Genomic DNA, 19,860 nt, shown 5'->3' with positions numbered 1-19,860 from the left:
TGACGTTGCCGGGTAAGGCGGGATTGTGCGCCGCCGCTACAGCCCGGTTTTAGCCGCAAACCTCGGCCTTGACGATGGTCTTCATCTTCTTCAGCCGGCCTATGGCCTGTTTGCAGGCTTCGAAGGCATCGCCGCTGTTGGGGGAACTGACGGCAGCAAGCGAGATAATGTCGCCGACGCGGAGCCGGCCGGTGCGTCGGATCAGGAGGACATCTTCCAGGGCGAATTCCGCGGCCAGTTTGTCGGCCATGTCGCGCAGTTCCGCCTCGGTATCACCGTTTGTGGCATAGTCGATGTAGCTTGTGGTCCCGCCAACCCCTGCCATGGGCTTTACCACGGCATAATGGATAACGACCGACCCGGCCTTCTTCGTTGTTATCAAGTCATAAATCTGTGCAGGGTCAATAGGGTCGGGTGTGATTCTAACCATTCGTATCTCCATTTCTGTGATGTCATACGGATGGTGGCTCGTCCGTATCTTTTAACGTAGTTCCTGATGGCAGCACTGACGGTTTATAGCTCCATCTTTTGGTTTTGGAGCCGTTTGTAATAAAAATTCTGCCCGTACAGCACGGCGATGGGGTTGTGGCCGGTGACCCGGTCCTTGACCACCAGGGTTGTGACCGGCGCCTCCGAACGCTTGTTGAAGAGCATGTCATGGCCGACGCACAGGCCGAGGATGATGTTCATGTCGGTCTCGAGCCGGTTGCAGATCTCGGCCTGGGCAATGGGGTTGCAGGCCGGCTCAAAGGTGCCGGGTCTGACCTTGTCCCCTTCCTCCAGCCCCAGTTCCCGCTTGTCGATGCTCCCCGCCTTGCAGCAGACGCTCAACGGTTCAAGCCCCTGGGCCTTCAGGATGGCCACGAGGCGGTCGGCTTCGTCCAGGAGGCCAATGCAGGTGGCAATGCCGATCTTCGTGTATCCCATCAGTTTGGCAAAGGCGACGGTGTCCTCCACGCGGGTCCAGCGCGGCATGATCGCATCGCTACCCGCCGCCCGCTGGTAGCAGAGCCCTTCCACGCGCGCCGCCACCAGGGCGATGCGGGCCTCCTCGCTGTCCCCCCGGTATTCCTCGAACGCCTCCTTCACCACGTCGTCATAGGCGCCGGACGGGCAGTTGCCCGGTTTGGGCGGCGCAGTTGCCGGGTCGCCGCTCCAGCAGTTGGTGGTACCGGACTTTTGCCATACGGCACTGCACTTGGAACATGAGACCGGTGTTTCGTCTGACATGATAAACCTCCCGAATCAATACTATATGGTCTAGGCAGCGGGTCATCCCATGAGTGCCACCAGCAGGAGTGGCGGCAGCGCCACCACGCCCATGGCGAACAGGGCGTCGAGCCAGATGGCGGCTCCGGCCTGGCACAGGCGGATCAGTCCCACCGCCGGTACGAGCAGTAGTTTTCCCAGGAAGCCCACGTGGTGGCTGGTAACATCCTGCCAGAGCGCATCCCCGTCACCGCTGCTGGGAAAGGCGTGCAGGGCCATGGAAAAACTGAGCCAGGCCCCGGCAATCACGGCAAGGTCCTTGAATTCAGCCGCCGCCGGGCTCGTGACGAGGAGGGATGTCAGCAGGCTGACCGTCAGGGCGGCCACAGTGGAGACGAAGAATGGTGCGACCGCCACCATGATATGCTGCACGGCGTATGCCGGTTGTTCGTGGAGCACATACCCCAAGGGGCTGCCCAGGCGCAGATAGCATACCTTCAGGACACGGATTCCGAGCCGGCGGCAGGCCCAGGCATGGGCAAACTCGTGGACCATAACGCCCGGAAAGGTAAGCAGGGAGACGATCAGCCGGGCGGTCATGGGCGCCGCTTCACGCCGTGGTCATGGTGTTGAAGAGTTGGTTCACCTCGCGGAAGACCTCCACGTACTCATCGGACAACATGAAGAAGAAGTCTCCCAGGTTGTCGGGAAGGGGATGGCGCGAATGCTGCCTGAGCAGGTTCCAGGCGTATTCCTCGGATCGGTCCGGCTTGGTGGCCTGGGCCACGCTGTCCGAGATGGTGTAGGCCAGGCAGAAGAAGTCGGCCAGCGCGACGATGGCGGTCAAGAGCGGGTCCTCTATGGCCAGTTCGGAGGTGTGGTGGTGGGAGATGACATCGCTGTACACCGGCGGGAAGTTCCAGCGCTGGGCCAGACAGAGCCCCACCTCACTGTGGGTGGTGCCGAAATACTCCAGCTCGGCGTCGTAGGTCGTGGAGCGGGTGTAGTTGATGTGGGCGAGCATCTCGCCGTATTCTTCCCTGAGGTAATGGCCGAAAAAAACCTTGCCGATGTCGTGAATGATGCCGACCATATAGGCCAACTCGGTGTCGTTGTACCCCACCATGGCGGCAATGCGGCGGGACATGGAGCCGACGCTGAAGGAATGCATCCAGAAGATGTTCATGTCGAAGGGCTGCTCCGGTGCCTTGAAGCCGTCCACGAAATAACTGGTCAGAATCATCTCGCGCACGCTCCTGAAACCGAGGTAGAGCAGGGCGCGTTTCACCGAGGTGATCTTGCTCCCCGGCATGTAGAGCGGCGAGTTCACCACCCGGATGACCCTTGCCGCCAGGACCTGGTCGGAAAGGATCAGGTCCGCGACCTCGTCCGGGTTGGACTCGTGATCGTCCAGGAGTCTGATGACCCGTGAGACGATCACCGGGATGGTCGGCAGGTCGCTCACATCCTTGAACAGCTTGCGGGCCTTGATCATCATTGCTGCTTTGTCCAACGTCGTTCCTTTCAAAACTCAGGTTTGGGTGCGGAGGATAGAACAATTACAAATCCAAGATTGATACTATCGATAAAGATCAGTCCCGGAGTACCTTAGCTAACTGTTTTTTTGCTGTTGATAGTTTGAGTTTAGCAATCTCGAATTGCTCCTCAGCATTCAGAACATCATTCAGTGCTGCCTCAATATCGCTTCCAGCAAGCCAAGATGTAACAATTTCAACGTCAAGTTCATTAGCACTTACAATGCCATCTGTTACTCCACCAAGGATACTAAAGCGATGCTTGCAATATTGTCCATTATCACCTGCAGGGCAGGTACAATAGGCGGATAGGTTGGCGCCTTTCTTTTGGAAGGTAACTTTGTATGGTTCTTTCGCAGAACCTTGAACGAAGAAGATCAACTCATTCATGGTAGTTTTTTTCTTCTAATTCCCCGGTTTTCAGAAAATTCACAAAGTCGTTCTGTGAAAAATTGTAACCAACGTATGGGACGAGTCTTGTGTGTCCTTCATCCGGTTTAAACAGTAAAAATTTGACATAGCCATCTAAAACCCGGTACTCCGTCTTATCGGTAACTTCATTGACAATTTTTATTGGAATGTTCGGTTTAGCTGCGACAATTTGACATGCAAGGTTTATTTTTTTCAAACCATTTTGCCAGTGGGTGTAAGCTTCCCTTGCATCGTATATCAACTGCCCCTCGGAGAAACAATAATAGGGACCTTGAATCCACTCATAATAGGATATTTTATCTTTTTTCCGCTCAGTTAATTTGATATCAAGTTCAACTTTAAAACTGTCTTGTAATGCCATATACCAGCCATCTGCAAACCCCTCAATAAAATTGGCAATTAAATTTCGAGATCTTTCTGCTTTTTTCAAAGGTGAAGTATCCATCTGTTTATTCTCCATCTCCATTAATCAGTAGATCCCACTCACTTTCAGACAAGACTTTGATGCCAAGTTCTTTGATCTTTTCTATTTTTTTCGGACCTGCTTGTGCTCCAACAACAACAAAATCAGTTTTTGAAGAGACGGTGCTTGCCACCTTTGCTCCTAATTTTTCGGCTTCTATTTTTGCTGCCTTGCGGCTACGTTTCTCCAACTCGCCCGTAAATATGACAATCTTACCAGAAATAGGTGAAGACACCTTGGCTGGTTTGGCATAATCTTCGACTGTGAGATGCTTTTTTAACGAATCAAGGACTTGGATATTATGATCTTCGGCAAAAAAACTTAGTATCTCTTCCGCAACAATCGGCCCAATGCCGTCTATTGCTATGAGGTGCCGATACGCTTCCGATTTTTTATCCCCTGCACAGCCCATGGAGTCTCTCCAGTTTTCTAGACTGACATAGTTATCAGCTAGCAACTTAGCTGTTACCTCTCCGACCTGGGGGATGCCAAGTGAATAGATAAATCGGTCCAGCGGGATTTTTTTCTTGGCCCGGATGGCCTTAAAAAGATTGTTGGCGGAGAGTTCTCCCCAGCCATCCCATTGTTCCAGTGGTGTGTGGCTTGATGCCTGCTGCCAGAGAGTAGGCAGAGACAGCAGCGCTTCAAGCCGAAAAATATCGACGGGAGACGCTATCAATCCTTTGTCGTAAAAAAGTTCGATGTTTTTTTCACCGAGCCCCTCAATGTTGAAGGCATCACGAGATACGAAATGCTTCAGTCTTTCCAGGGATTGTGCGGGGCAGGTTAGCCCCCCCGTACATTTCCAGACCGCTTCTTTGGGTTCCCGAACGGCTTTGCTGCCACAGATCGGGCAGTCTGGGGGAAAAACAAACGGCACAGCATCTGGTTGTCTTTTTTCAAGAACTACAGAGACAACTTGGGGAATCACATCCCCTGCACGCTGCACTACTACAGTGTCGCCTTCTCGAAAATCCTTACATTCGATTTCGTCCTGATTGTGCAGGGTCGCATTTGAAACAGTTGTACCAAGCAGACGAACTGGCAAAAGTTCCGCAACAGGTGTCAGTGCCCCGCTTCGACCAACAGAGATGGCAATTTTTTGTAGAATCGTCTCTCGCTTTTCCGGAGGGAACTTCTGGGCCACGGCCCAGCGGGGAGCCCGGTTGGTTTGTCCCACCTGCTCTTGTAGCGACAGGCTATTAAGTTTGTAGACTATCCCATCGATAGTAAAATCAAGCTCTCCGCGGCGTTCCTGCATTTCCTCAAAATACAAAAGCATTTCATCTAAAGAGTGTAACAGACTAATATCATCACTTACCTTGAACCCCCATCGATGCAGGGCCTGCAAGGCATCCCACTGAGTTTCCGCAAAAGGCGAGGAAAGTTCGCCCCATGCATAGGCAAAGAAACGGAGCGGCCGTGATGCCGTCACAGAAGGGTCAAGCTGGCGCAGACTCCCTGCCGCTGCATTACGTGGATTTTCTGGGGGCTTTTCGCCGAGTCCTTTTTGCTGCGATGCGAAAAGCTCAAAATCGGAATTCGACATGTAGACTTCGCCCCGAATTTCTACTATCTCCGGCGCTTCGTGCGGGAGTGTTTTAGGTATCTCACTAATGGAACGAACATTTTCAGTAATGTCCTCGCCTTCGAGGCCGTCACCTCTGGTTGCCGCGCGAACCAATTGATGCTTTTCGTAACGGATGGAACAGGACAGGCCATCTATTTTCGGTTCGGCGACTACGTCAATCGGTTGGGATTCGTCTTTTAATTCCTTGATAATATTCCTTACTTCAGAAAGCAGCTTTGTAACCGGTTTGTTCTCAATTGATAACATCGGCAATGCATGCAGGACCTTTTTGAATCCCTCAGAAGCAAAGCCGCCAACTGTTTGGGTCGGGCTGTCCGGAGATTGAAACTCCGGAAATCTCGTCTCCAGTTCCTGCAATTCCTTGAAGAGCGCATCATAATCGGAATCGCTAATTTCTGGTTGGGGCGGAGTATTCTCGTAGTAGAGGCGGTTATGGTGTGTTATGAGTTGACGCAAATGATTAATGCGTATTTCGATAATATTCTTGTCTGGTTCGGTTAGTTGCGACAACGGCATGGGGTGCTCCGTGGGTAAGCGTTTGACTTCACCGCAGATTACAGTATTATTTCAGGAATTTCAAGAAACGGAAGATTCATGGAACAACAGCATGTTGCGGATATCAGTCAATGGTTCGACGACTATACCCGCACCTTTCTCGATACCGACCCGGAAGGGCTTGTAAATATTCAGCTCAAGATCGAACACACCCGCAAGGTATGTGCGGTCAGCGACATTCTGGCAACCGGCGAAAGGCTTTCGGCAAACGAGGCCCGCATTGCAGGGGCCATCGCCCTGCTGCACGACGTGGGCCGTTTTCCCCAGTACCGGCGCTGGCGCACCTTTCGCGACAGCCAGTCCGACAACCATGCCCGGCTCTCGGTGGAGGTCCTGCGGGAGCACCACCTGCTGGACGGCCTTGATCCCGCCGAGCGCCTGCTGATCGAGGAGGCGGTGCATTTTCACAACCTCCTGGAACTGCCCCAACGGGTCAGTTCGCCGACCCGGCTGTTCATGCGGCTGATCCGGGATGCGGACAAGCTGGATATCTGGCGCGTATTTCTCGAACTCTTCACGCTGCCGGAAGAGCGGCGGGCCTCCGCCGCCACCCTGGATTTACCCGATCTGCCGGGGTGCACGCCCGCCTGCCGGGACGCCTTTCTGGCCCACCAGGTCGTCAGACTGGACCTGTGCCGGGTCCTCAACGACTTCAAGCTCTTGCAAATTTCCTGGGCACTGGACCTTGGTTTTGCCTCGTCCTATCGCCTGCTGCTGGAGCGCGACTATATCACTCGCCTGGCAGGCACCATCAATGGTAAACTGGATATCGGGGCAGCCATCGGACATATTCGGCAGGAGGCCGCCCGGCGGGCGGAAAATTTTCAAACCCAGTGACCAAAGCGGAGGCGATGATGGAAACCAAACTACGCATGGTTTTGCCGGATCAGGAGTTGCTGAGGCTCTACGAGCAGATGTTTCTTTCGCGGGAATTCGAGGAACATTGCGCCGAACAGTATACCAAGGGCAATATCACCGGGTTCCTGCACCTGTACAGCGGCCAGGAGGCCGTGGCGGTCGGGGCGACGGCCGGCCTGCACAAAGAGGACTATATCCTCTCGGCCTACCGTGAGCACGCCCAGGCCATCGTACGGGGCGCCGACCCGAAGCGGGTCATGGCTGAGCTGTTCGGCAAGGCCACCGGCCTCTGCAAGGGGAAAGGGGGCTCCATGCACCTCTTCGATCCCTCCCTGAATTTCATGGGAGGCTACGCCATCGTCGGCGGCCAGTTCCCCATCTCGGTCGGGCTGGCCTTCAGCGCCAAGTACCGGAACGAGGACCGCATCACCGCCTGCTTCTTCGGCGATGGCGCGGTCAACCAGGGGACCTTCCACGAATCCCTCAACTGGGCCCAGCTGTGGGAGTTGCCGGTGCTCTTCATCTGCGAGAACAACTTCTACGGCATCGGCACCGAGGTGCACCGCTCCTCGGCCCTGGCCTCCATCCACCGCCGCACCTGCGGCTATGACATCCCCTCCGAAAAGGTCGACGGCATGGACGTGATCGCGGTCTACAAGGCGGTGAAGTACGCCGCCGAGAAGGTGCGGGAAACTGGTCGTCCTTACTTCATCGAGGCGACCACCTACCGTTTCCGGGGGCATTCCATGTCCGATCCGGGGAAATACCGTTCGGCGGCCGAACATGAACTATGGAAATCCCGCGATCCCCTGCCCAGCTTTGCCAAACGCCTGCTGGAGGAGGGGATCGCCACCCGCGAGGCCCTGGACGCCATCGAGGCACGTTGCACGGTAAAGGTGGAGGAAGCGGTCACCTTCGCCGAAGAGTCGCCCTGGCCGGAGGATAGCGAGGTTCGGGAGGATATCTATGTCTGAAATGACCTATCGTGATGCAATCAATCTGGCCCTCAAGGAAGAGATGCGCCGCGACCCGTCCGTGGTGGTCCTGGGCGAGGATGTGGCGCTCTACGAGGGCTCCTTCAAGGTGACCCGCGGGCTGCTGTCCGAGTTCGGCGAGGAGCGGGTCAAGGATACGCCCATCTCGGAGAATACCATCATCGGTGTGGCCGTGGGGGCCGCCATGGGGGGCTTGCGCCCGGTGGCCGAGCTGATGACCGTCAACTTCGCCCTCCTGGCCATGGATCAGATCGTCAACCACATGGCCAAGATCCATTACATGTTCGGCGGTCAGGCAACGGTGCCCATGACGATCCGCATGCCGGGCGGAGGGGGGAGCCAACTGGGCGCCCAGCATTCCCAAAGCCTGGAGACCTTTTTCATGCACTGCCCCGGGATGCGGGTGCTCTATCCCGCCACGCCGGCCGATGCCAAGGGGCTTCTGAAGAGCGCTATCCGGGACAACAACCCGGTCATCTTCCTGGAGCACGAGTTGCTCTACAACAGCAAGGGGGAGGTGCCGGAAGATCCCGAGTTTCTGGTCCCCATCGGCAAGGCCGCCGTCAAGCGGCCGGGGGAACAGGTCACCATCGTGGCCTATGCCCGCATGACCGTGCTGGCCTTGCAGGCGGCCGAGGAGTTGGCCAAGGAGGGGATCTCCTGCGAGGTGGTGGATCTGCGCAGCCTGGCACCCCTGGACGACGATACCATCATGGCCTCGGTGAAAAAGACCGGCCGGGCGGTGGTGGTGGAGGAGTGCTGGCGCACCTGCGGCCTGGGGGCCGAGATCGCCAGCCGGATCTTCGAGAACTGTTTCGATCTCCTGCAGGCGCCGGTCAGGCGCGTTTCGGGGCTGGACGTACCCATGCCCTACTCGCGCAAGATCGAGAAGCTCTGCATCCCCCAGGCGGAAACCATCGTCCAGGCCGTGAAGGACGTCGTGAACGGCCGTTATTGATTTTAAAGGCATTCAAACACAAGCCGATAACCTAACCACCCCTAACCCCTCCTGAATCAGGAGGGGGACTATAAGCTCCCCTCCTTGATAAGGAGGGGCTGGGGGTGGTTGATAGCAGTGCCATCTGGGAAAGAAAGGGATAACGCACTATGGCAACTGAAATCACCATGCCCAAACTATCGGATACCATGACCGAGGGGAGTTTCATCGGTTGGCGCAAGAAGGTGGGCGAGCGGGTCGAGCGCGGTGAGGTGATCGCCGAGGTGGAAACCGACAAGGCGGTCATGGAACTGGAGGCGTTTGCCTCGGGTGTCCTGCTTAAAACCATGGCTAACGAGGGCGAAAACGTCCCGGTCGGCACGGTGCTCGGGTTGATCGGCGAACCGGGCGAACTGGCGGCCGAGACGGAAGCGCCTTCCCCAACGGCCGCGGCAGTTGTCGCACCTGTCCCCGCGAATCCGCCGGTCCCACCGCCCCAGGATGCCGCGCTCCCGCCGCAGCCCGCGGCGCCGGCCTCCCCCGCGCCGACGGGCCACGATAGGGACGATCACGACAAGGCGTCGCCCCTGGTGCGCCGCATGGCGCGGGAGATGGGCATCGATCTCTCCCTGGTGCACGGCAGCGGCCCCGAGGGAAGGATTCTTCAGGAAGACCTGGCGGCACCGGCGGCACAACCGGCACAAGCCCCTGAACCGCAGGCAGCCCCTATTCCGGCCACTGATTCGGCTTCTGTTCCCCCTGGCCCGCCGGAGGCCGCCTCGCCTGCCGGCCTGCCGGCTTCGAGCGCCATGCGCCAGGCCATTGCCGCCACGGTCAGCCGCTCCTGGCGGGAGATTCCTTATTTCACCGCTACGGTGGAGGTGGGGATGGAGGCCTGCCGCGAGGTGGTGAGCGAGCTGAAGGGGAGCGACGGGCCGGTCGGCTACCATGCCCTGCTGCTCAAGGCCTGCGGCGTTGCCCTGCAAGGTTTTCCGCTGCTCATGGCCGGTAGTGCCGACGGGCCGGTCAACATCAGCTTTGCCGTGGCGTTGCCTGATGGCCTTTTGATGCCGGTGGTCAGGGATTGCTCGCGCCTGGGGGCTGCGGAGATCGAGCGCGAGGCCGCCCGCCTGGCGGACAAGGCCAGAAGCGGACGGCTCACCTCCGAAGAGATGTCGGGTGGCGGCTTTTCCCTCTCCAACCTGGGCATGTACGGTGTGGACGAATTCGATGCCCTGATCGTGCCGGGGCAGGTCGCCATCCTGGCTGTGGGCGCAGTGACCGAGCGGCCCGTGGTCAGAAACGGTCAGCTTTGTGTGGCCCCCACCATGCGGGTCACCCTGTCGAGCGACCACCGCGTGGTGGACGGCGCCTATGCCGCCAGGTTCCTGGCCGAATTGCGCCATGTTCTGGAACACCCGGTTTTGTTGCTGGCCGCCCATGGTTCGCCGTGACATAACCGCCGGCCATGGAGCATGATTCCCATTTCCCTTGTGCAGGAGACCCCCATGTCATCCACCAAACTGCTCATACCTGCTGAAAAGCTCCGTTGGACGTGCGATCCCCACACCTTCGATTTCGAGACCACCGAAGATCTTCCCGACCTGGAAGACGCCATCGGCCAGGAACGAGCCCTGCGCTCGATCGAGTTTGGACTCGGTATGCAGGGCACCGGCTTCAATCTCTACATCTCGGGCGAGACCGGCACCGGCAGGGCCTCGACCATCCGCAGCATCCTCAGGAAACGGACCGCAAGCGAGCCCCAACCCTGCGACTGGTTGTACGTCCATAATTTCAAGGATCACGATGCGGCGGTATCCCTGTCGCTGCCGGCCGGCATGGGCAGCGAACTGGCCGCGGACATGAAGGAGTTGATCGAGGCCTTCAAGGAGGATATCCCCAAGGCATTGGAAAGCAGGGAGTACGAGAACCGTCGCGCCGAGATACTGGAAACCTATCAGGCCACCAATAGCGAACTGTTTCAGGTGCTTGAAAAGGAGTGCGGGAAACGCGGTTTCACCCTGCAGCGAACGGTCTCCGGGCTGGTGGTCGTCCCCCAGAAGGAGGGGCGCAACTACACCCAGGAGGAGTATGAGGGGCTGCCCCAGAAAAAGCGCGAAAAGCTGGAAAAGGACGGCAAGGAACTGACGGAACGGTTGAACGAGGTGCTGCGTCAGGTACGGGAAAGCGAAAAGGCGACCAAGGACGCACTCTCCCAGGCCGACCGCGAATTGGGCATGTCGTGCCTGGGGCATCGTCTCGACCCGCTGCGCCAGAAGTATGGCGAGTTTCCCAAGGTGTTGGCCTATCTTGAGGCGGTACAGGAGGATATCCTCAATAATCTTGAGGATTTCAAACCCCAGGCGCCCCAATCCCAGATCCCGGGGCTGAAGATGCCGCGCCAGGAGCCGACCTTTGAACGCTACGAGGTCAACGTGCTGGTGGACAATCGGGAGGCCAAGGGCGCGCCGGTTATCTTCGAGTCGAATCCCACCTACAACAATCTCTTTGGCCGTATCGAGCACGTCATGCAGTACGGCGGGGTGGCGGTGACCGATTTCACCATGATCAGGTCCGGGGCGCTCCACCGGGCCAATGGCGGCTATCTGGTGATCGACGCCCGTGAGGTGCTGATCAACCCCTTTGTGTGGGACTCGCTCAAACGCTGCATCCGGACCGGCGAGATCAGGATCGAGGACGTGCTGGAACAGTACCGGTTCATGACCATGGTATCCCTGAAGCCGGAACCGGTGCCGCTCCAGACCAAGATCATCCTGGTGGGCACCCCCTGGATCTACTACCTGCTGTTCCACCTGGACCCGGATTACCGCAAATTCTTCAAGGTCAAGGCCGAGTTCGACAGCCGGGTCGCCCGCACGCCGGAGATCATGCGGGACTACGCCCTGTTCGTGGCCACCCACTGCCGGTGCGAAAAACTGCTCCATTTCGACCGGAGCGGCGTCGCCCGCCTGTTGGAGTACACCGCCCGCATGGTAGAGGACCAGGAAAAACTCTCCTCCCAGTTCATGGAGATCGCCGATTTTATCCGTGAGGCTGCTTTCTGGGCCCAGAAAGACGGCCATGGCATCGTGAACAGCGCCGATGTGCAGCGCGCCGCCGATGAAAAGCTTTACCGGGTGAACCGCATCGAAGAACGCCTGCAGGAGCTGTACGACGACGGCACCATCATGGTGGATACGGACGGGGAGGTGGCCGGCCAGATCAACGGCCTGTCGGTGATGTCCCTCGGCGACCACACCTTTGGCCGTCCCTCGCGCATCACCGCCCGGGTCTACACCGGGCAGGCCGGCATGGTCAACGTGGAGCGGGAGGTCAAGCTCTCCGGCCCGATCCACGACAAGGGGGTCCTGATCCTGACCGGGTATCTGGGAGGGACCTTTGCCGCCAAGTATCCCTTGTCCCTCTCCGCTTCCATCTGTTTCGAACAGTCCTACGACGGCGTCGAGGGGGACAGCGCCTCCTCCACCGAACTGTACGCCCTGCTGTCCGCCTTGTCCGATGTCCCGATCAAGCAGGGAATCGCGGTGACCGGCAGCGTTAACCAGCGGGGTGTCATCCAGCCCATCGGCGGGGCCAACTACAAGATCGAGGGCTTCTTTGCGGTCTGCAAGTCCAAGGGGCTGACCGGGCGGCAGGGGGTCCTGATTCCCAAGGCCAATGAACGGAATCTGATGCTGCATGATGACGTGGTGGCCGCCGTTGCGGCGGGCCAATTCCACATCTGGAGCGTGGAGACCATCGAACAGGGGATCGAGATCCTGACCGGCATGCCCGCCGGAGCGCGGGCCAAGAACGGCGCCTTTCCCAAAGGGACGCTGTACCATTTGGTGGATGCCCGTCTGGGGCGGATGGCGGAGCTGTTGCAAAAACAAGAAGAAAAGGGTAAAAGAAAACCAAGAAAATGAGTCGGGTTGACCGACCTGTGATTTAAGACGGTCAAAGAGGGGTATTGGGTATGGGAATCGCGTGGAGAGAGTCGCTGGCAATCGGCGTACCGGAGATCGACAATCAGCATAAGGAGTTGCTTGCACGTTTCGACAGCCTGCTCAAGGCCTGCGAGGCGGGCAAGGGGATGGATGAATTGCGGAGGCTTTTGGGGTTTCTCGATGACTATGTGATCAGCCACTTCAGCGACGAAGAGAGCATCCAGAGAAGCAGCAATTATCCCGCCTATGCCGCCCATAAAAAAGAGCATGACGGATTCATCGCCCGGGTAAAGGCGGTCAAGGACGAGATAAAGTCAGAAGGGGTGGCCGTCCATCATGTGACGGAGACCAACAACATGCTGCTCAAATGGCTGATCAACCACATCTCCAAGGTTGATGCGGAGTTGGGCAAGTACCTGCGGGCCAACAGGGCGCAATAATGGGAACGGGGCGATTGCTCCCGGGGCGGTAGGGATGGCTCCGTGCCCGTTCCCCGTTATCAGTCGCAATCCTCCCGCCAGAGGCAGTTGTCCTGGCCGCACGTGACGGCTTTGCCGGAATCGAAGCACTGTTCGTTCCCTTCGGCCTGCTGGATGGTGCGTACCAGCTCAGCCTTTTTCATCTTGCCTGTCTTGATGTTGAGCTGTTTCGCCCGTTCCTTGATTTCATCAAGCTTCATACCGTGTTCTCCCATCATCTTGGTGATGACATCTCGTAAGATAATAACGCAGCTTGGTAAAATCTCCACAACGGTTGCGTAAAAAAATCGTAAACAAAAAGGGCGGGCCACTGGCCCGCCCTTTTTGCATGGTTTGAAAACGCTGGTTATGCGCGGATGCCGGCGATGCGGAAGAGCGCCTCGCGGTACTTTTCGGCGGTCTTTTCGATGATCTCCGCCGGCAGGGGCGGGGCAGGGGCTGTTTTGCCCCAATCGAGGGTTTCCAGATAGTCCCGCAGGAATTGCTTGTCAAAGCTGGGCTGCTGGCCGCCCGGCTTGTAGAGATCCTTCGGCCAGAAACGACTGGAGTCCGGGGTCATGCACTCGTCGATGATGATCAGTTCGCCCTCATACACGCCGAATTCGAATTTGGTGTCGGCAATGATGATGCCCTTCTGGGCGGCCAGGTCACGAGCCCGGGTATAGATCCTGATGGTATAGTCGCGAGCCTGCTCTGCCAGTTCACGGCCGCAGATTTCAGCCATCTTTTCGAAGGAGATGTTTTCGTCATGGGTGCCCAGTTCTGCCTTGGTGGAAGGGGTGAAGATCGGTTCAGGCAACTGGTCCGACTCCTGGAGCCCGGCCGGAAGCTTGATGCCGCAGATAGAGCCGGTGTCCTTGTAGGCTTTCCAGCCGGAACCGGAAACATAACCGCGCACGATACACTCCGCAGGCAACGGTTTGGCCTTTTTCACCAGCATGGAACGCCCCGCAAGTACATCGGCATAGGGCCGGCACGCCGCCGGGTAATCGGCCACATCGGTGGAGATGATGTGGTTCTTGACGATGTCCTCCATCTGGCGGAACCAGAAGGCGGATATCTGGGTCAGCACGAAACCCTTGTCCGGGATCGGTTCGTTCATGATTACGTCAAAGGCTGAGATACGGTCCGATGTGACCAACAACAGGGTGTCCCCCAGGTCATAGATGTCGCGCACCTTGCCCCGGGCGATGAGATTCAGGCCGGGAAAATTGGTCTGTAAAACTGGTTGTGACATGATCTCTCTCCTATTTTTCAGCAATAAGCGTCTGGTTGATCTCGATTTTGGCCTTGTTCCTGAGGCCCTTTACCCAGGCGGCCAGCGCTTCTTCCTGTTTCTTGGGCAGCATTTTCAGCTTGAGCTGCTGTTTGGTTTTGTCGAAGTCCGCCTTCGGGGCTTCGATGCGTTGTTTGAGGCGTGCCGCATACCAGCGGTTGCCTACCTTGAACGGTTCGTTGGTTACCGGCGCTGCCGCGGTCAGTTTGAAGGCCGCCTCCATCAGGTCGGGGGCGTTGCCGATCACCGGGATGTTGCCTTTGTCCGAGAAGCCGAACGTGCCGGTGGTCTGGGCCTTGAGCGCCCCTTTGGCGGCAAGCTGCCGGGCCGCGTCGGCAGCCTTTTTCTTGGCCAGTTCCACCGCCTTGGCGGCCTTGACCTTCACTTCTATAGTCGCCCTGATCTCGCTGAGCGGCGGGACGACCGAGGCCTTGCGTTCCCTGGCCTTGATGATGTAAATGCCCTTGGGGGTTTCGATCGGGCCGCCCAATTCGCCCACCTTGAGTTCAAAGGCCTTTTTGATAACGGCCGTCTCACCGGCCAGGGCGGCCGCCGGGGCATTGGCGTCGAACAGCGGCGTTTCCTGTACCTTGAGGTTCAATTGCCCGGCGATCTGTTTCAGATCGTTCGACTTGGTATGTTTGTAGAGGGTATCGGCCGCCAGTTCAAAGGCCTGCTTGGTGGCCTTCTGCCGGAGGGCGTCGGCCTTGACCTTTTCCTTTACCTCTTTGAGGGGCAGGATACCGTCTTTGCCCTGCCAGCGGTCGATGTTCTTCTGGTAGAAGGTCTGAATCTCCTCTTCGGAGACCGTCAGCTTTGCGGCCTGGGCGGCCGGATCGAGCAGGATGTAGGAAAGAGCCGTTTTCTCAGGTGTCTTGAACTCGTTCTGGTTTCTCTGCAGATAGTCGTTCAGTTCCGCATCGGTCGGCTTCACCTCGGAGATCACTTCATTCGGCGCATAGGACACGTACTCCAGTTCGATCTTGTCGTTTTCCTTTTTGTATTGGGCCAGGGCCTCGTCGTCACTGACCGTGGCCTTGTCCTTGATGGCCTGGCGGGTCTTGGAAAGCAGTAGGTCCTGCTTCTGTCCCTCCTCGAAGTCCTTGGGGGTCAGGCGGTTGCTCCGCAACAGCTGCTGGTACAGGTCAAAATTGAACTTTCCGTCTTTCTGGAAGGTCGGCACGGCTTCAATGGAGTTGGCCACCTCTTCCTTGGATACCTTGATCCCCATGGACTTGGCTTCCTTGGCGATCAGAAAGTTGTCGATCAGGCTGTCCAGGGCCACCTTTTTCAGCCCCAGGGCCTTTTCCATGTCGGGGGTGATGGATTGGCCGTAGATCTGCTGGTAGATGGTGCGGATGCGCTGATAGGCGTTCTGGTATTCTTCCAGGGGGATTTTGGTGCCGTTGACCTTGGCCGCGTACCCCCCGCGTCCGCTGACACCCTCGCTCCCCTTGCCCCATACCAGGAACATGGTGCCGATAAAGGAAAGCACGATGACGACGAACACGATCTTGATGATGAAGGATTCCTTCTTCTTGCGGATGAAGTCCAGCATGGCCGAAATACTCCTTGAATAGATTGGTTTTCGTGGATAAGTGCCCTAGTGGCGGAAGAAAAAGAAAACAAATACTACTATACGTCCCACCCGAATGCAAGATGCTTGTTTGGCTCCACGATCGGGCGGATGAGCCCTCTTTGCGGCGTTTGATTTGCGCCCGGACCTGTGGTAGGGTGAGCGATCAGATTCCGAATCCAATCACAGGGATGTGGTAATGGAACTCAGCTTTTCACGGCCCAACGCCGAAATCGACCAGTTGATCAACCGGCTGGTCGAGGCGGTCGGCGACATTCACCACGCCGAGATCACCCGCGAGATGATCCTGTCGGCCCTCAAGATCGGGCAGGAGGTCGATTATCCTGCGGATCTCAAGCTGATCAACCGCACGTTGCGCGAGATGCGGTTCACGGCCCGGGTTTTCGGTCCGTATCGCGGCCGCAAGAAGGTCACCATCTTCGGCTCGGCCCGTACCGGGCGGGATGAGGAGATGTACCGGAAATGCGTCCGCTTCAGCCGCATCCTGGCGGATAACGGCTACATGATCATCACCGGGGGCGGCCCCGGTATCATGCAGGCCGGCAACGAGGGGGCGGGCAGCGAGAATTCTTTTGCCGTCAATATCCGGCTCCCCTTCGAACAGCAGCCAAACCCGGTCATGTACCGCAACCCGCGCCTGATCACCTATAAATACTTCTTCAACCGCAAGGTGGCTTTCGTCAAGGAGGCCGACGCCATCGCCGTTTTCCCCGGCGGTTTCGGCACCCTGGACGAGGCCATGGAGGTATTCACCCTGATCCAGACCGGCAAGACCTCGCCCAAACCGCTGATCCTGGTGGACGACGAGGGGGGCTACTGGGAGCAGTTCTTCGCCTTTGTCAAACAGAGCCTGCTGGTGAAAGGCTTTATTTCCGGGGAGGATTTTTCCCTGTTCACCATCACCAAGGACGAACAGGAAGCGGCAGAGGCCATCGAAACCTTTTACCGCATCTATCACTCCATGCGTTTCATCGACCACCGTCTTGTCATCCGGTTGAACAAGGAGCTGGCCCCGGAACAGATCCGCACCCTTGAGGAAGAGTTCCCCGAATTGCTCCAGGACGGCGAACATATCGTCTGCTGCGGGGCAATGCCCGAAGAGGCCGATCAGCCCGACCTGATCGCCCTGCCGCGTATAACCATGAAGTTCAACCACCACCACTACGGCCTGCTGCTGGCCTTTATTCACCGGATAAACACCTTCTGAGGCAAACGCTCTCATGAACGCGCCCGGCATTCGTTGACAAAGGTCGCCGATTGGCGGTATAGTCTCATTATCTTACTCGGACTCTCTATTCCCGGAACGCCATGCAGGACCTTAAACATCTATCCAGAAAAAAGCAGTTTTCCGCCTTCCGTTTTTTCGGCTTCTATCGCAGCAACAGGAAAATCAAGGACTCTGGCGAACGCACGGTCTTGCGGCTACCCATCCCGGTAGGCAAACGTCGCGAACAGCTGAAGCATATCCTCCTGTTTCTGGCCGTTGTGCTGGCGCTGACGCCGGTTTGCGCCCTTGTGTACCAGAAGTCACCCCACATGGTGCGGGCGGTGACGCTCTGGCTCCATTCCCACTCCACTCCCGACATCAAAGCGGCCGAGGCGGCCAAGCCCCCGGCCAGTGGCAGTTTTGAGTCTGCCGTGCGCCTGTTCGACACGGCGGTCGTGAACGATGGACAGCTCACGGCCCGCAGCGCGGGCGGCGACACCCTGCACTACACCATCAAGGACGATTTGCAGAAGCGGGTTCACGATTTCATGGCCCAAAAGCAGGTGCCGTTCGGGGTATTTGTGGCCATCGAACCGTCAACCGGCCGAATCCTGGCCATGACGTCCTATTCTTCCGTCGATCCCCAGTGGCCGCAATCCGCGTTCTTCGATCTCTATCCAATGGCGTCGCTGTTCAAGATCATCATCGCTTCCGCCGCCTTGGAAAACAAGAAGATCACCCCCCAAACGGTGGTCGAGTTTCGGGGCGCCCCCTATTCGGAGAACCCCCGCTACTGGGATATCAGCCCCAGGGGCAACAACAACCGCATGGATGTGGGCTATGCCATGGGCAAGTCCATCAACCCGGTTTACGGCCGGGTCGCCAACAATATCGTCGGCAAGGCGTCCGTCATGGAGTACGTGCATAAATTCGGCTTCAACCAGGCGCTTTTCCCGGGCGTCCCGGTCAAGGCAAGCAAGACCAGCGACCCCCAGCCGGGCCATGCCTTGATGTTGATGGGCGCAGGCCTCGACCACGAGGTCAAGATATCGCCCCTGCACGCGGCGGTGATCATGGGGGCCATCGCCAATCAGGGACGGATGATGGTCCCGACCCTGACCGACAAGGTTGTCAGCGCCGCGGGGACGGAAAAGGATGGGCATAAGCCCCGTGAGCTCCGTCGGCTCGTGTCGCCCGAAACGGCGGCGTCCCTCACCCAGATGCTCTCCAATACCGTTACCCGTGGCACCTCCCGGCGCGCCTTCCATGATCGCCGGGGCCGGCCGATGCTGGCCGGGATCGATATCGCCGCCAAGACCGGTTCCATCGACGGAATCTCACCCAAGGGGCATTATTCCTGGTTTGCAGCCTACGCGCCGGCCCATGAGCCGCGCATAGCCCTGGTGGCGCTGGTCATTAACCAGGACCGGTGGAAGATCAAGTCTGCCCAGGTGGGGGAACAGGCACTGGAGGAATTTTTCAGGCACTGACAGGCTGTTGAAAAACAGCCGGAGTTTTCAGTGCTCTTGTTACGTTATGGCGCTATGGCCGGTAGGTGAGCAGGTGCAGCTCCCCGTTCCGCATCTCGCCGTAGGTGAACTGTTCCATCCAGTCCCCCAGGGAGAGGACGGTAAAGGGTGGGGAGGCCAGTTCCTGACGAAACGCCAGGTGGAAATGGCCGGTAACAAGCCCGTTGTACCCCTGCTGTTGCGCTGAGCGGGCGAAGGTGAGGATGATCTCCTGGTAGTTCCAGCGCTTCCGTTTGGCCTGGTAGCCGGATTGACTGGTGCGTTGCAGGCGTTCCTTGACCTTCAGCGCCAGGGATGGCGGAAAATGCCGGACGGCGGAGGCAACCAGGCGATTGTGCAACAAGAAACGTAGCAGGCGGTAGCCTCGGTCTTCCCGGTTGATCTGGTCGCCATGGCAGAGCAGGAGCCGCTTTCCCTGCACCATCACGGTTGCCGGGCCAGAGTGGATTTCGGTCTTCAGGTGCTTGCTGAAGATCGTGCCCAGGTGGAAGTCGTGGTTGCCTTCGAAGTATACGATGCGGCAGCCGTTGCGGGTCAGGTCCAGAAGGGCCTCCAGCACGGCGTCGTACTGGCGGAATGGGTGGGAGGGGAAGCCGACCCAGAAGTCAAACAGGTCGCCCATGATGAAAAGGGTTTCCGTGTTCCCCTTCAGGGAATCGAGAAAACGGAGCAGCAAACGGTAATTCGGGTCCGTCGGCGCTTTCAGGTGGGCATCGGCCAGGAAGATGGTTCGCATGCCGGGGATTGTGCTGTCACTTGCATGATATGTCAACAGGATAAGAGGAACAGGCGTCATGGCTATTATACATAATGTGGAAATTGTCTGGGATGAACTGATGGACGCCTTCACCAGCGGGCAGAGCGACCGGGTATACTTTCTCGACCGCTATACCGGCGAGGTGTTCTTCATTCCGACCACGTTGGAGGACGAGGATGTCTGGCAGCAGATGGATACCGGCCGTGATCGCTTTCTGGAGATCCCCCGCTTCGATTACGGCGTCGAACGACAGCTCATGTCCGGCTTCATCGGGGCCATCCAGGATCCGAGCCTGCGCAGCATACTCAATGGCTCCTTGGCCGGTAGAAAACCCTATGGCAACATCAAGGAGATCCTTTCCTTTTTCCCCGAAGAGGAGGAACGGCTCGGGGCAATGAAGGACGATTTCCTTGCCAGCAGGGTCAAAACCTGGCTCGACGAAAACAATCTGTTCACGGTTGATTCGGAAACGCTGCTTTCATCGCGTATGTAA

20 protein-coding genes are annotated in these 19,860 nt (G+C 57.8%); 9 read left to right on the top strand and 11 right to left on the bottom strand.

The window, feature by feature from the left end; all coding sequences use genetic code 11:
• Positions 1 to 49: 49 nt before the first annotated feature.
• From ET418_RS07060 to ligA, 7 genes are all read right to left on the bottom strand, one after another.
• On the bottom strand, positions 50 to 430 hold the full coding sequence (locus ET418_RS07060; RefSeq protein WP_149306876.1) for a molybdenum cofactor biosynthesis protein MoaE: 381 nt from the start codon (positions 428 to 430) through the stop codon (positions 50 to 52).
• 83 nt (positions 431 to 513) lie between these two features.
• A complete protein-coding gene (locus ET418_RS07055; protein ID WP_149306875.1) occupies positions 514 to 1,230 on the bottom strand; it encodes a DUF1847 domain-containing protein in 717 nt (238 codons plus the stop codon).
• A gap of 42 nt (positions 1,231 to 1,272) precedes the next feature.
• Complete coding sequence (locus tag ET418_RS07050) at positions 1,273 to 1,809, bottom strand: metalloprotease family protein (RefSeq protein WP_149306874.1); 537 nt, start codon at positions 1,807 to 1,809, stop codon at positions 1,273 to 1,275.
• A gap of 10 nt (positions 1,810 to 1,819) precedes the next feature.
• A complete protein-coding gene (locus ET418_RS07045) occupies positions 1,820 to 2,722 on the bottom strand; it encodes an HDOD domain-containing protein (RefSeq protein WP_149306873.1) in 903 nt (300 codons plus the stop codon).
• A 79-nt stretch (positions 2,723 to 2,801) separates the two neighbouring features.
• Positions 2,802 to 3,134: an SWIM zinc finger family protein gene (locus ET418_RS07040; RefSeq protein ID WP_149306872.1), complete on the bottom strand. Its 333-nt coding sequence runs from the start codon at positions 3,132 to 3,134 to the stop codon at positions 2,802 to 2,804.
• Entirely contained in the window at positions 3,127 to 3,621 is a 495-nt protein-coding gene (locus ET418_RS07035) for a hypothetical protein (protein WP_149306871.1), read from the bottom strand. The genes ET418_RS07040 and ET418_RS07035 overlap by 8 nt, the downstream gene beginning before the upstream one ends.
• Positions 3,622 to 3,625: 4 nt before the next feature.
• Complete coding sequence (gene ligA / locus ET418_RS07030) at positions 3,626 to 5,746, bottom strand: NAD-dependent DNA ligase LigA (protein WP_149306870.1); 2,121 nt, start codon at positions 5,744 to 5,746, stop codon at positions 3,626 to 3,628.
• A 78-nt stretch (positions 5,747 to 5,824) separates the two neighbouring features.
• Here ligA and ET418_RS07025 point away from each other — a divergent pair, with 78 nt between their 5' ends.
• The 6 genes from ET418_RS07025 (at position 5,825) to ET418_RS07000 (ending at position 12,962) form a co-directional block, all read left to right on the top strand.
• Positions 5,825 to 6,622: an HD domain-containing protein gene (locus ET418_RS07025; RefSeq protein ID WP_149306869.1), complete on the top strand. Its 798-nt coding sequence runs from the start codon at positions 5,825 to 5,827 to the stop codon at positions 6,620 to 6,622.
• Between the two features lie 17 nt (positions 6,623 to 6,639).
• Complete coding sequence (gene pdhA / locus ET418_RS07020; RefSeq protein WP_149306868.1) at positions 6,640 to 7,617, top strand: pyruvate dehydrogenase (acetyl-transferring) E1 component subunit alpha; 978 nt, start codon at positions 6,640 to 6,642, stop codon at positions 7,615 to 7,617.
• Positions 7,610 to 8,596 carry an alpha-ketoacid dehydrogenase subunit beta gene (locus ET418_RS07015; protein ID WP_149306867.1) on the top strand — a complete coding sequence of 329 codons (987 nt, stop codon included), beginning with the start codon at positions 7,610 to 7,612 and terminating at the stop codon, positions 8,594 to 8,596. The genes pdhA and ET418_RS07015 overlap by 8 nt, the downstream gene beginning before the upstream one ends.
• Before the next feature lie 149 nt (positions 8,597 to 8,745).
• The gene (locus ET418_RS07010) at positions 8,746 to 10,029 is read left to right on the top strand and encodes a dihydrolipoamide acetyltransferase family protein (RefSeq protein ID WP_149306866.1); all 1,284 of its coding nucleotides are present in this window, start codon (positions 8,746 to 8,748) and stop codon (positions 10,027 to 10,029) included.
• 54 nt (positions 10,030 to 10,083) lie between these two features.
• Entirely contained in the window at positions 10,084 to 12,501 is a 2,418-nt protein-coding gene (locus ET418_RS07005) for a Lon protease family protein (protein WP_149306865.1), read from the top strand.
• 50 nt (positions 12,502 to 12,551) lie between these two features.
• Positions 12,552 to 12,962, top strand: a complete 411-nt coding sequence (locus ET418_RS07000; RefSeq protein ID WP_149306864.1) for a bacteriohemerythrin — start codon at positions 12,552 to 12,554, stop codon at positions 12,960 to 12,962.
• Positions 12,963 to 13,021: 59 nt separating this feature from the next.
• On the opposite strand, the gene ET418_RS06995 is transcribed toward ET418_RS07000, so the two are convergent.
• The 3 genes from ET418_RS06995 to ET418_RS06985 form a co-directional block, all read right to left on the bottom strand.
• On the bottom strand, positions 13,022 to 13,201 hold the full coding sequence (locus ET418_RS06995; RefSeq protein ID WP_149306863.1) for an SAP domain-containing protein: 180 nt from the start codon (positions 13,199 to 13,201) through the stop codon (positions 13,022 to 13,024).
• A 146-nt stretch (positions 13,202 to 13,347) separates the two neighbouring features.
• Positions 13,348 to 14,238 (bottom strand): phosphoribosylaminoimidazolesuccinocarboxamide synthase, encoded by an 891-nt coding sequence (locus ET418_RS06990; RefSeq protein ID WP_149306862.1) that lies wholly within the window; start codon positions 14,236 to 14,238, stop codon positions 13,348 to 13,350.
• A 10-nt stretch (positions 14,239 to 14,248) separates the two neighbouring features.
• The gene (locus tag ET418_RS06985; RefSeq protein ID WP_149306861.1) at positions 14,249 to 15,835 is read right to left on the bottom strand and encodes a peptidylprolyl isomerase; all 1,587 of its coding nucleotides are present in this window, start codon (positions 15,833 to 15,835) and stop codon (positions 14,249 to 14,251) included.
• 217 nt (positions 15,836 to 16,052) lie between these two features.
• Here ET418_RS06985 and ET418_RS06980 point away from each other — a divergent pair, with 217 nt between their 5' ends.
• Positions 16,053 to 17,081: an LOG family protein gene (locus ET418_RS06980; RefSeq protein ID WP_149306860.1), complete on the top strand. Its 1,029-nt coding sequence runs from the start codon at positions 16,053 to 16,055 to the stop codon at positions 17,079 to 17,081.
• Between the two features lie 101 nt (positions 17,082 to 17,182).
• The gene (locus ET418_RS06975; protein ID WP_149306859.1) at positions 17,183 to 18,571 is read left to right on the top strand and encodes a penicillin-binding transpeptidase domain-containing protein; all 1,389 of its coding nucleotides are present in this window, start codon (positions 17,183 to 17,185) and stop codon (positions 18,569 to 18,571) included.
• A gap of 52 nt (positions 18,572 to 18,623) precedes the next feature.
• On the opposite strand, the gene ET418_RS06970 is transcribed toward ET418_RS06975, so the two are convergent.
• The gene (locus tag ET418_RS06970; RefSeq protein ID WP_149306858.1) at positions 18,624 to 19,346 is read right to left on the bottom strand and encodes a UDP-2,3-diacylglucosamine diphosphatase; all 723 of its coding nucleotides are present in this window, start codon (positions 19,344 to 19,346) and stop codon (positions 18,624 to 18,626) included.
• A gap of 58 nt (positions 19,347 to 19,404) precedes the next feature.
• On the opposite strand from ET418_RS06970, the gene ET418_RS06965 reads away from it, so the two are divergent.
• Entirely contained in the window at positions 19,405 to 19,860 is a 456-nt protein-coding gene (locus ET418_RS06965) for a UPF0158 family protein (RefSeq protein ID WP_149306857.1), read from the top strand.

Source organism: Oryzomonas rubra (assembly GCF_008369015.1).
Classification (GTDB): Bacteria; Desulfobacterota; Desulfuromonadia; order Geobacterales; family Pseudopelobacteraceae; genus Oryzomonas; species Oryzomonas japonica.
This window is presented reverse-complemented; position numbering and strand designations above follow the sequence as displayed.

What these genes read in the sequence shown, in the direction of transcription:
- ET418_RS07060 (WP_149306876.1), bottom strand. Translation starts at nt 430, where the DNA reads ATGGTTAGAATCACACCCGACCCTATTGACCCTGCACAGATTTATGAC.
- ET418_RS07055 (WP_149306875.1), bottom strand. Translation starts at nt 1,230, where the DNA reads ATGTCAGACGAAACACCGGTCTCATGTTCCAAGTGCAGTGCCGTATGG.
- ET418_RS07050 (WP_149306874.1), bottom strand. Translation starts at nt 1,809, where the DNA reads ATGACCGCCCGGCTGATCGTCTCCCTGCTTACCTTTCCGGGCGTTATG.
- ET418_RS07040 (WP_149306872.1), bottom strand. Translation starts at nt 3,134, where the DNA reads ATGAATGAGTTGATCTTCTTCGTTCAAGGTTCTGCGAAAGAACCATAC.
- ET418_RS07035 (WP_149306871.1), bottom strand. Translation starts at nt 3,621, where the DNA reads ATGGATACTTCACCTTTGAAAAAAGCAGAAAGATCTCGAAATTTAATT.
- ligA (WP_149306870.1), bottom strand. Translation starts at nt 5,746, where the DNA reads ATGCCGTTGTCGCAACTAACCGAACCAGACAAGAATATTATCGAAATA.
- ET418_RS07025 (WP_149306869.1), top strand. Translation starts at nt 5,825, where the DNA reads ATGGAACAACAGCATGTTGCGGATATCAGTCAATGGTTCGACGACTAT.
- pdhA (WP_149306868.1), top strand. Translation starts at nt 6,640, where the DNA reads ATGGAAACCAAACTACGCATGGTTTTGCCGGATCAGGAGTTGCTGAGG.
- ET418_RS07015 (WP_149306867.1), top strand. Translation starts at nt 7,610, where the DNA reads ATGTCTGAAATGACCTATCGTGATGCAATCAATCTGGCCCTCAAGGAA.
- ET418_RS07010 (WP_149306866.1), top strand. Translation starts at nt 8,746, where the DNA reads ATGGCAACTGAAATCACCATGCCCAAACTATCGGATACCATGACCGAG.
- ET418_RS07005 (WP_149306865.1), top strand. Translation starts at nt 10,084, where the DNA reads ATGTCATCCACCAAACTGCTCATACCTGCTGAAAAGCTCCGTTGGACG.
- ET418_RS07000 (WP_149306864.1), top strand. Translation starts at nt 12,552, where the DNA reads ATGGGAATCGCGTGGAGAGAGTCGCTGGCAATCGGCGTACCGGAGATC.
- ET418_RS06995 (WP_149306863.1), bottom strand. Translation starts at nt 13,201, where the DNA reads ATGAAGCTTGATGAAATCAAGGAACGGGCGAAACAGCTCAACATCAAG.
- ET418_RS06990 (WP_149306862.1), bottom strand. Translation starts at nt 14,238, where the DNA reads ATGTCACAACCAGTTTTACAGACCAATTTTCCCGGCCTGAATCTCATC.
- ET418_RS06985 (WP_149306861.1), bottom strand. Translation starts at nt 15,835, where the DNA reads ATGCTGGACTTCATCCGCAAGAAGAAGGAATCCTTCATCATCAAGATC.
- ET418_RS06980 (WP_149306860.1), top strand. Translation starts at nt 16,053, where the DNA reads ATGGAACTCAGCTTTTCACGGCCCAACGCCGAAATCGACCAGTTGATC.
- ET418_RS06975 (WP_149306859.1), top strand. Translation starts at nt 17,183, where the DNA reads ATGCAGGACCTTAAACATCTATCCAGAAAAAAGCAGTTTTCCGCCTTC.
- ET418_RS06970 (WP_149306858.1), bottom strand. Translation starts at nt 19,346, where the DNA reads ATGCGAACCATCTTCCTGGCCGATGCCCACCTGAAAGCGCCGACGGAC.
- ET418_RS06965 (WP_149306857.1), top strand. Translation starts at nt 19,405, where the DNA reads ATGGCTATTATACATAATGTGGAAATTGTCTGGGATGAACTGATGGAC.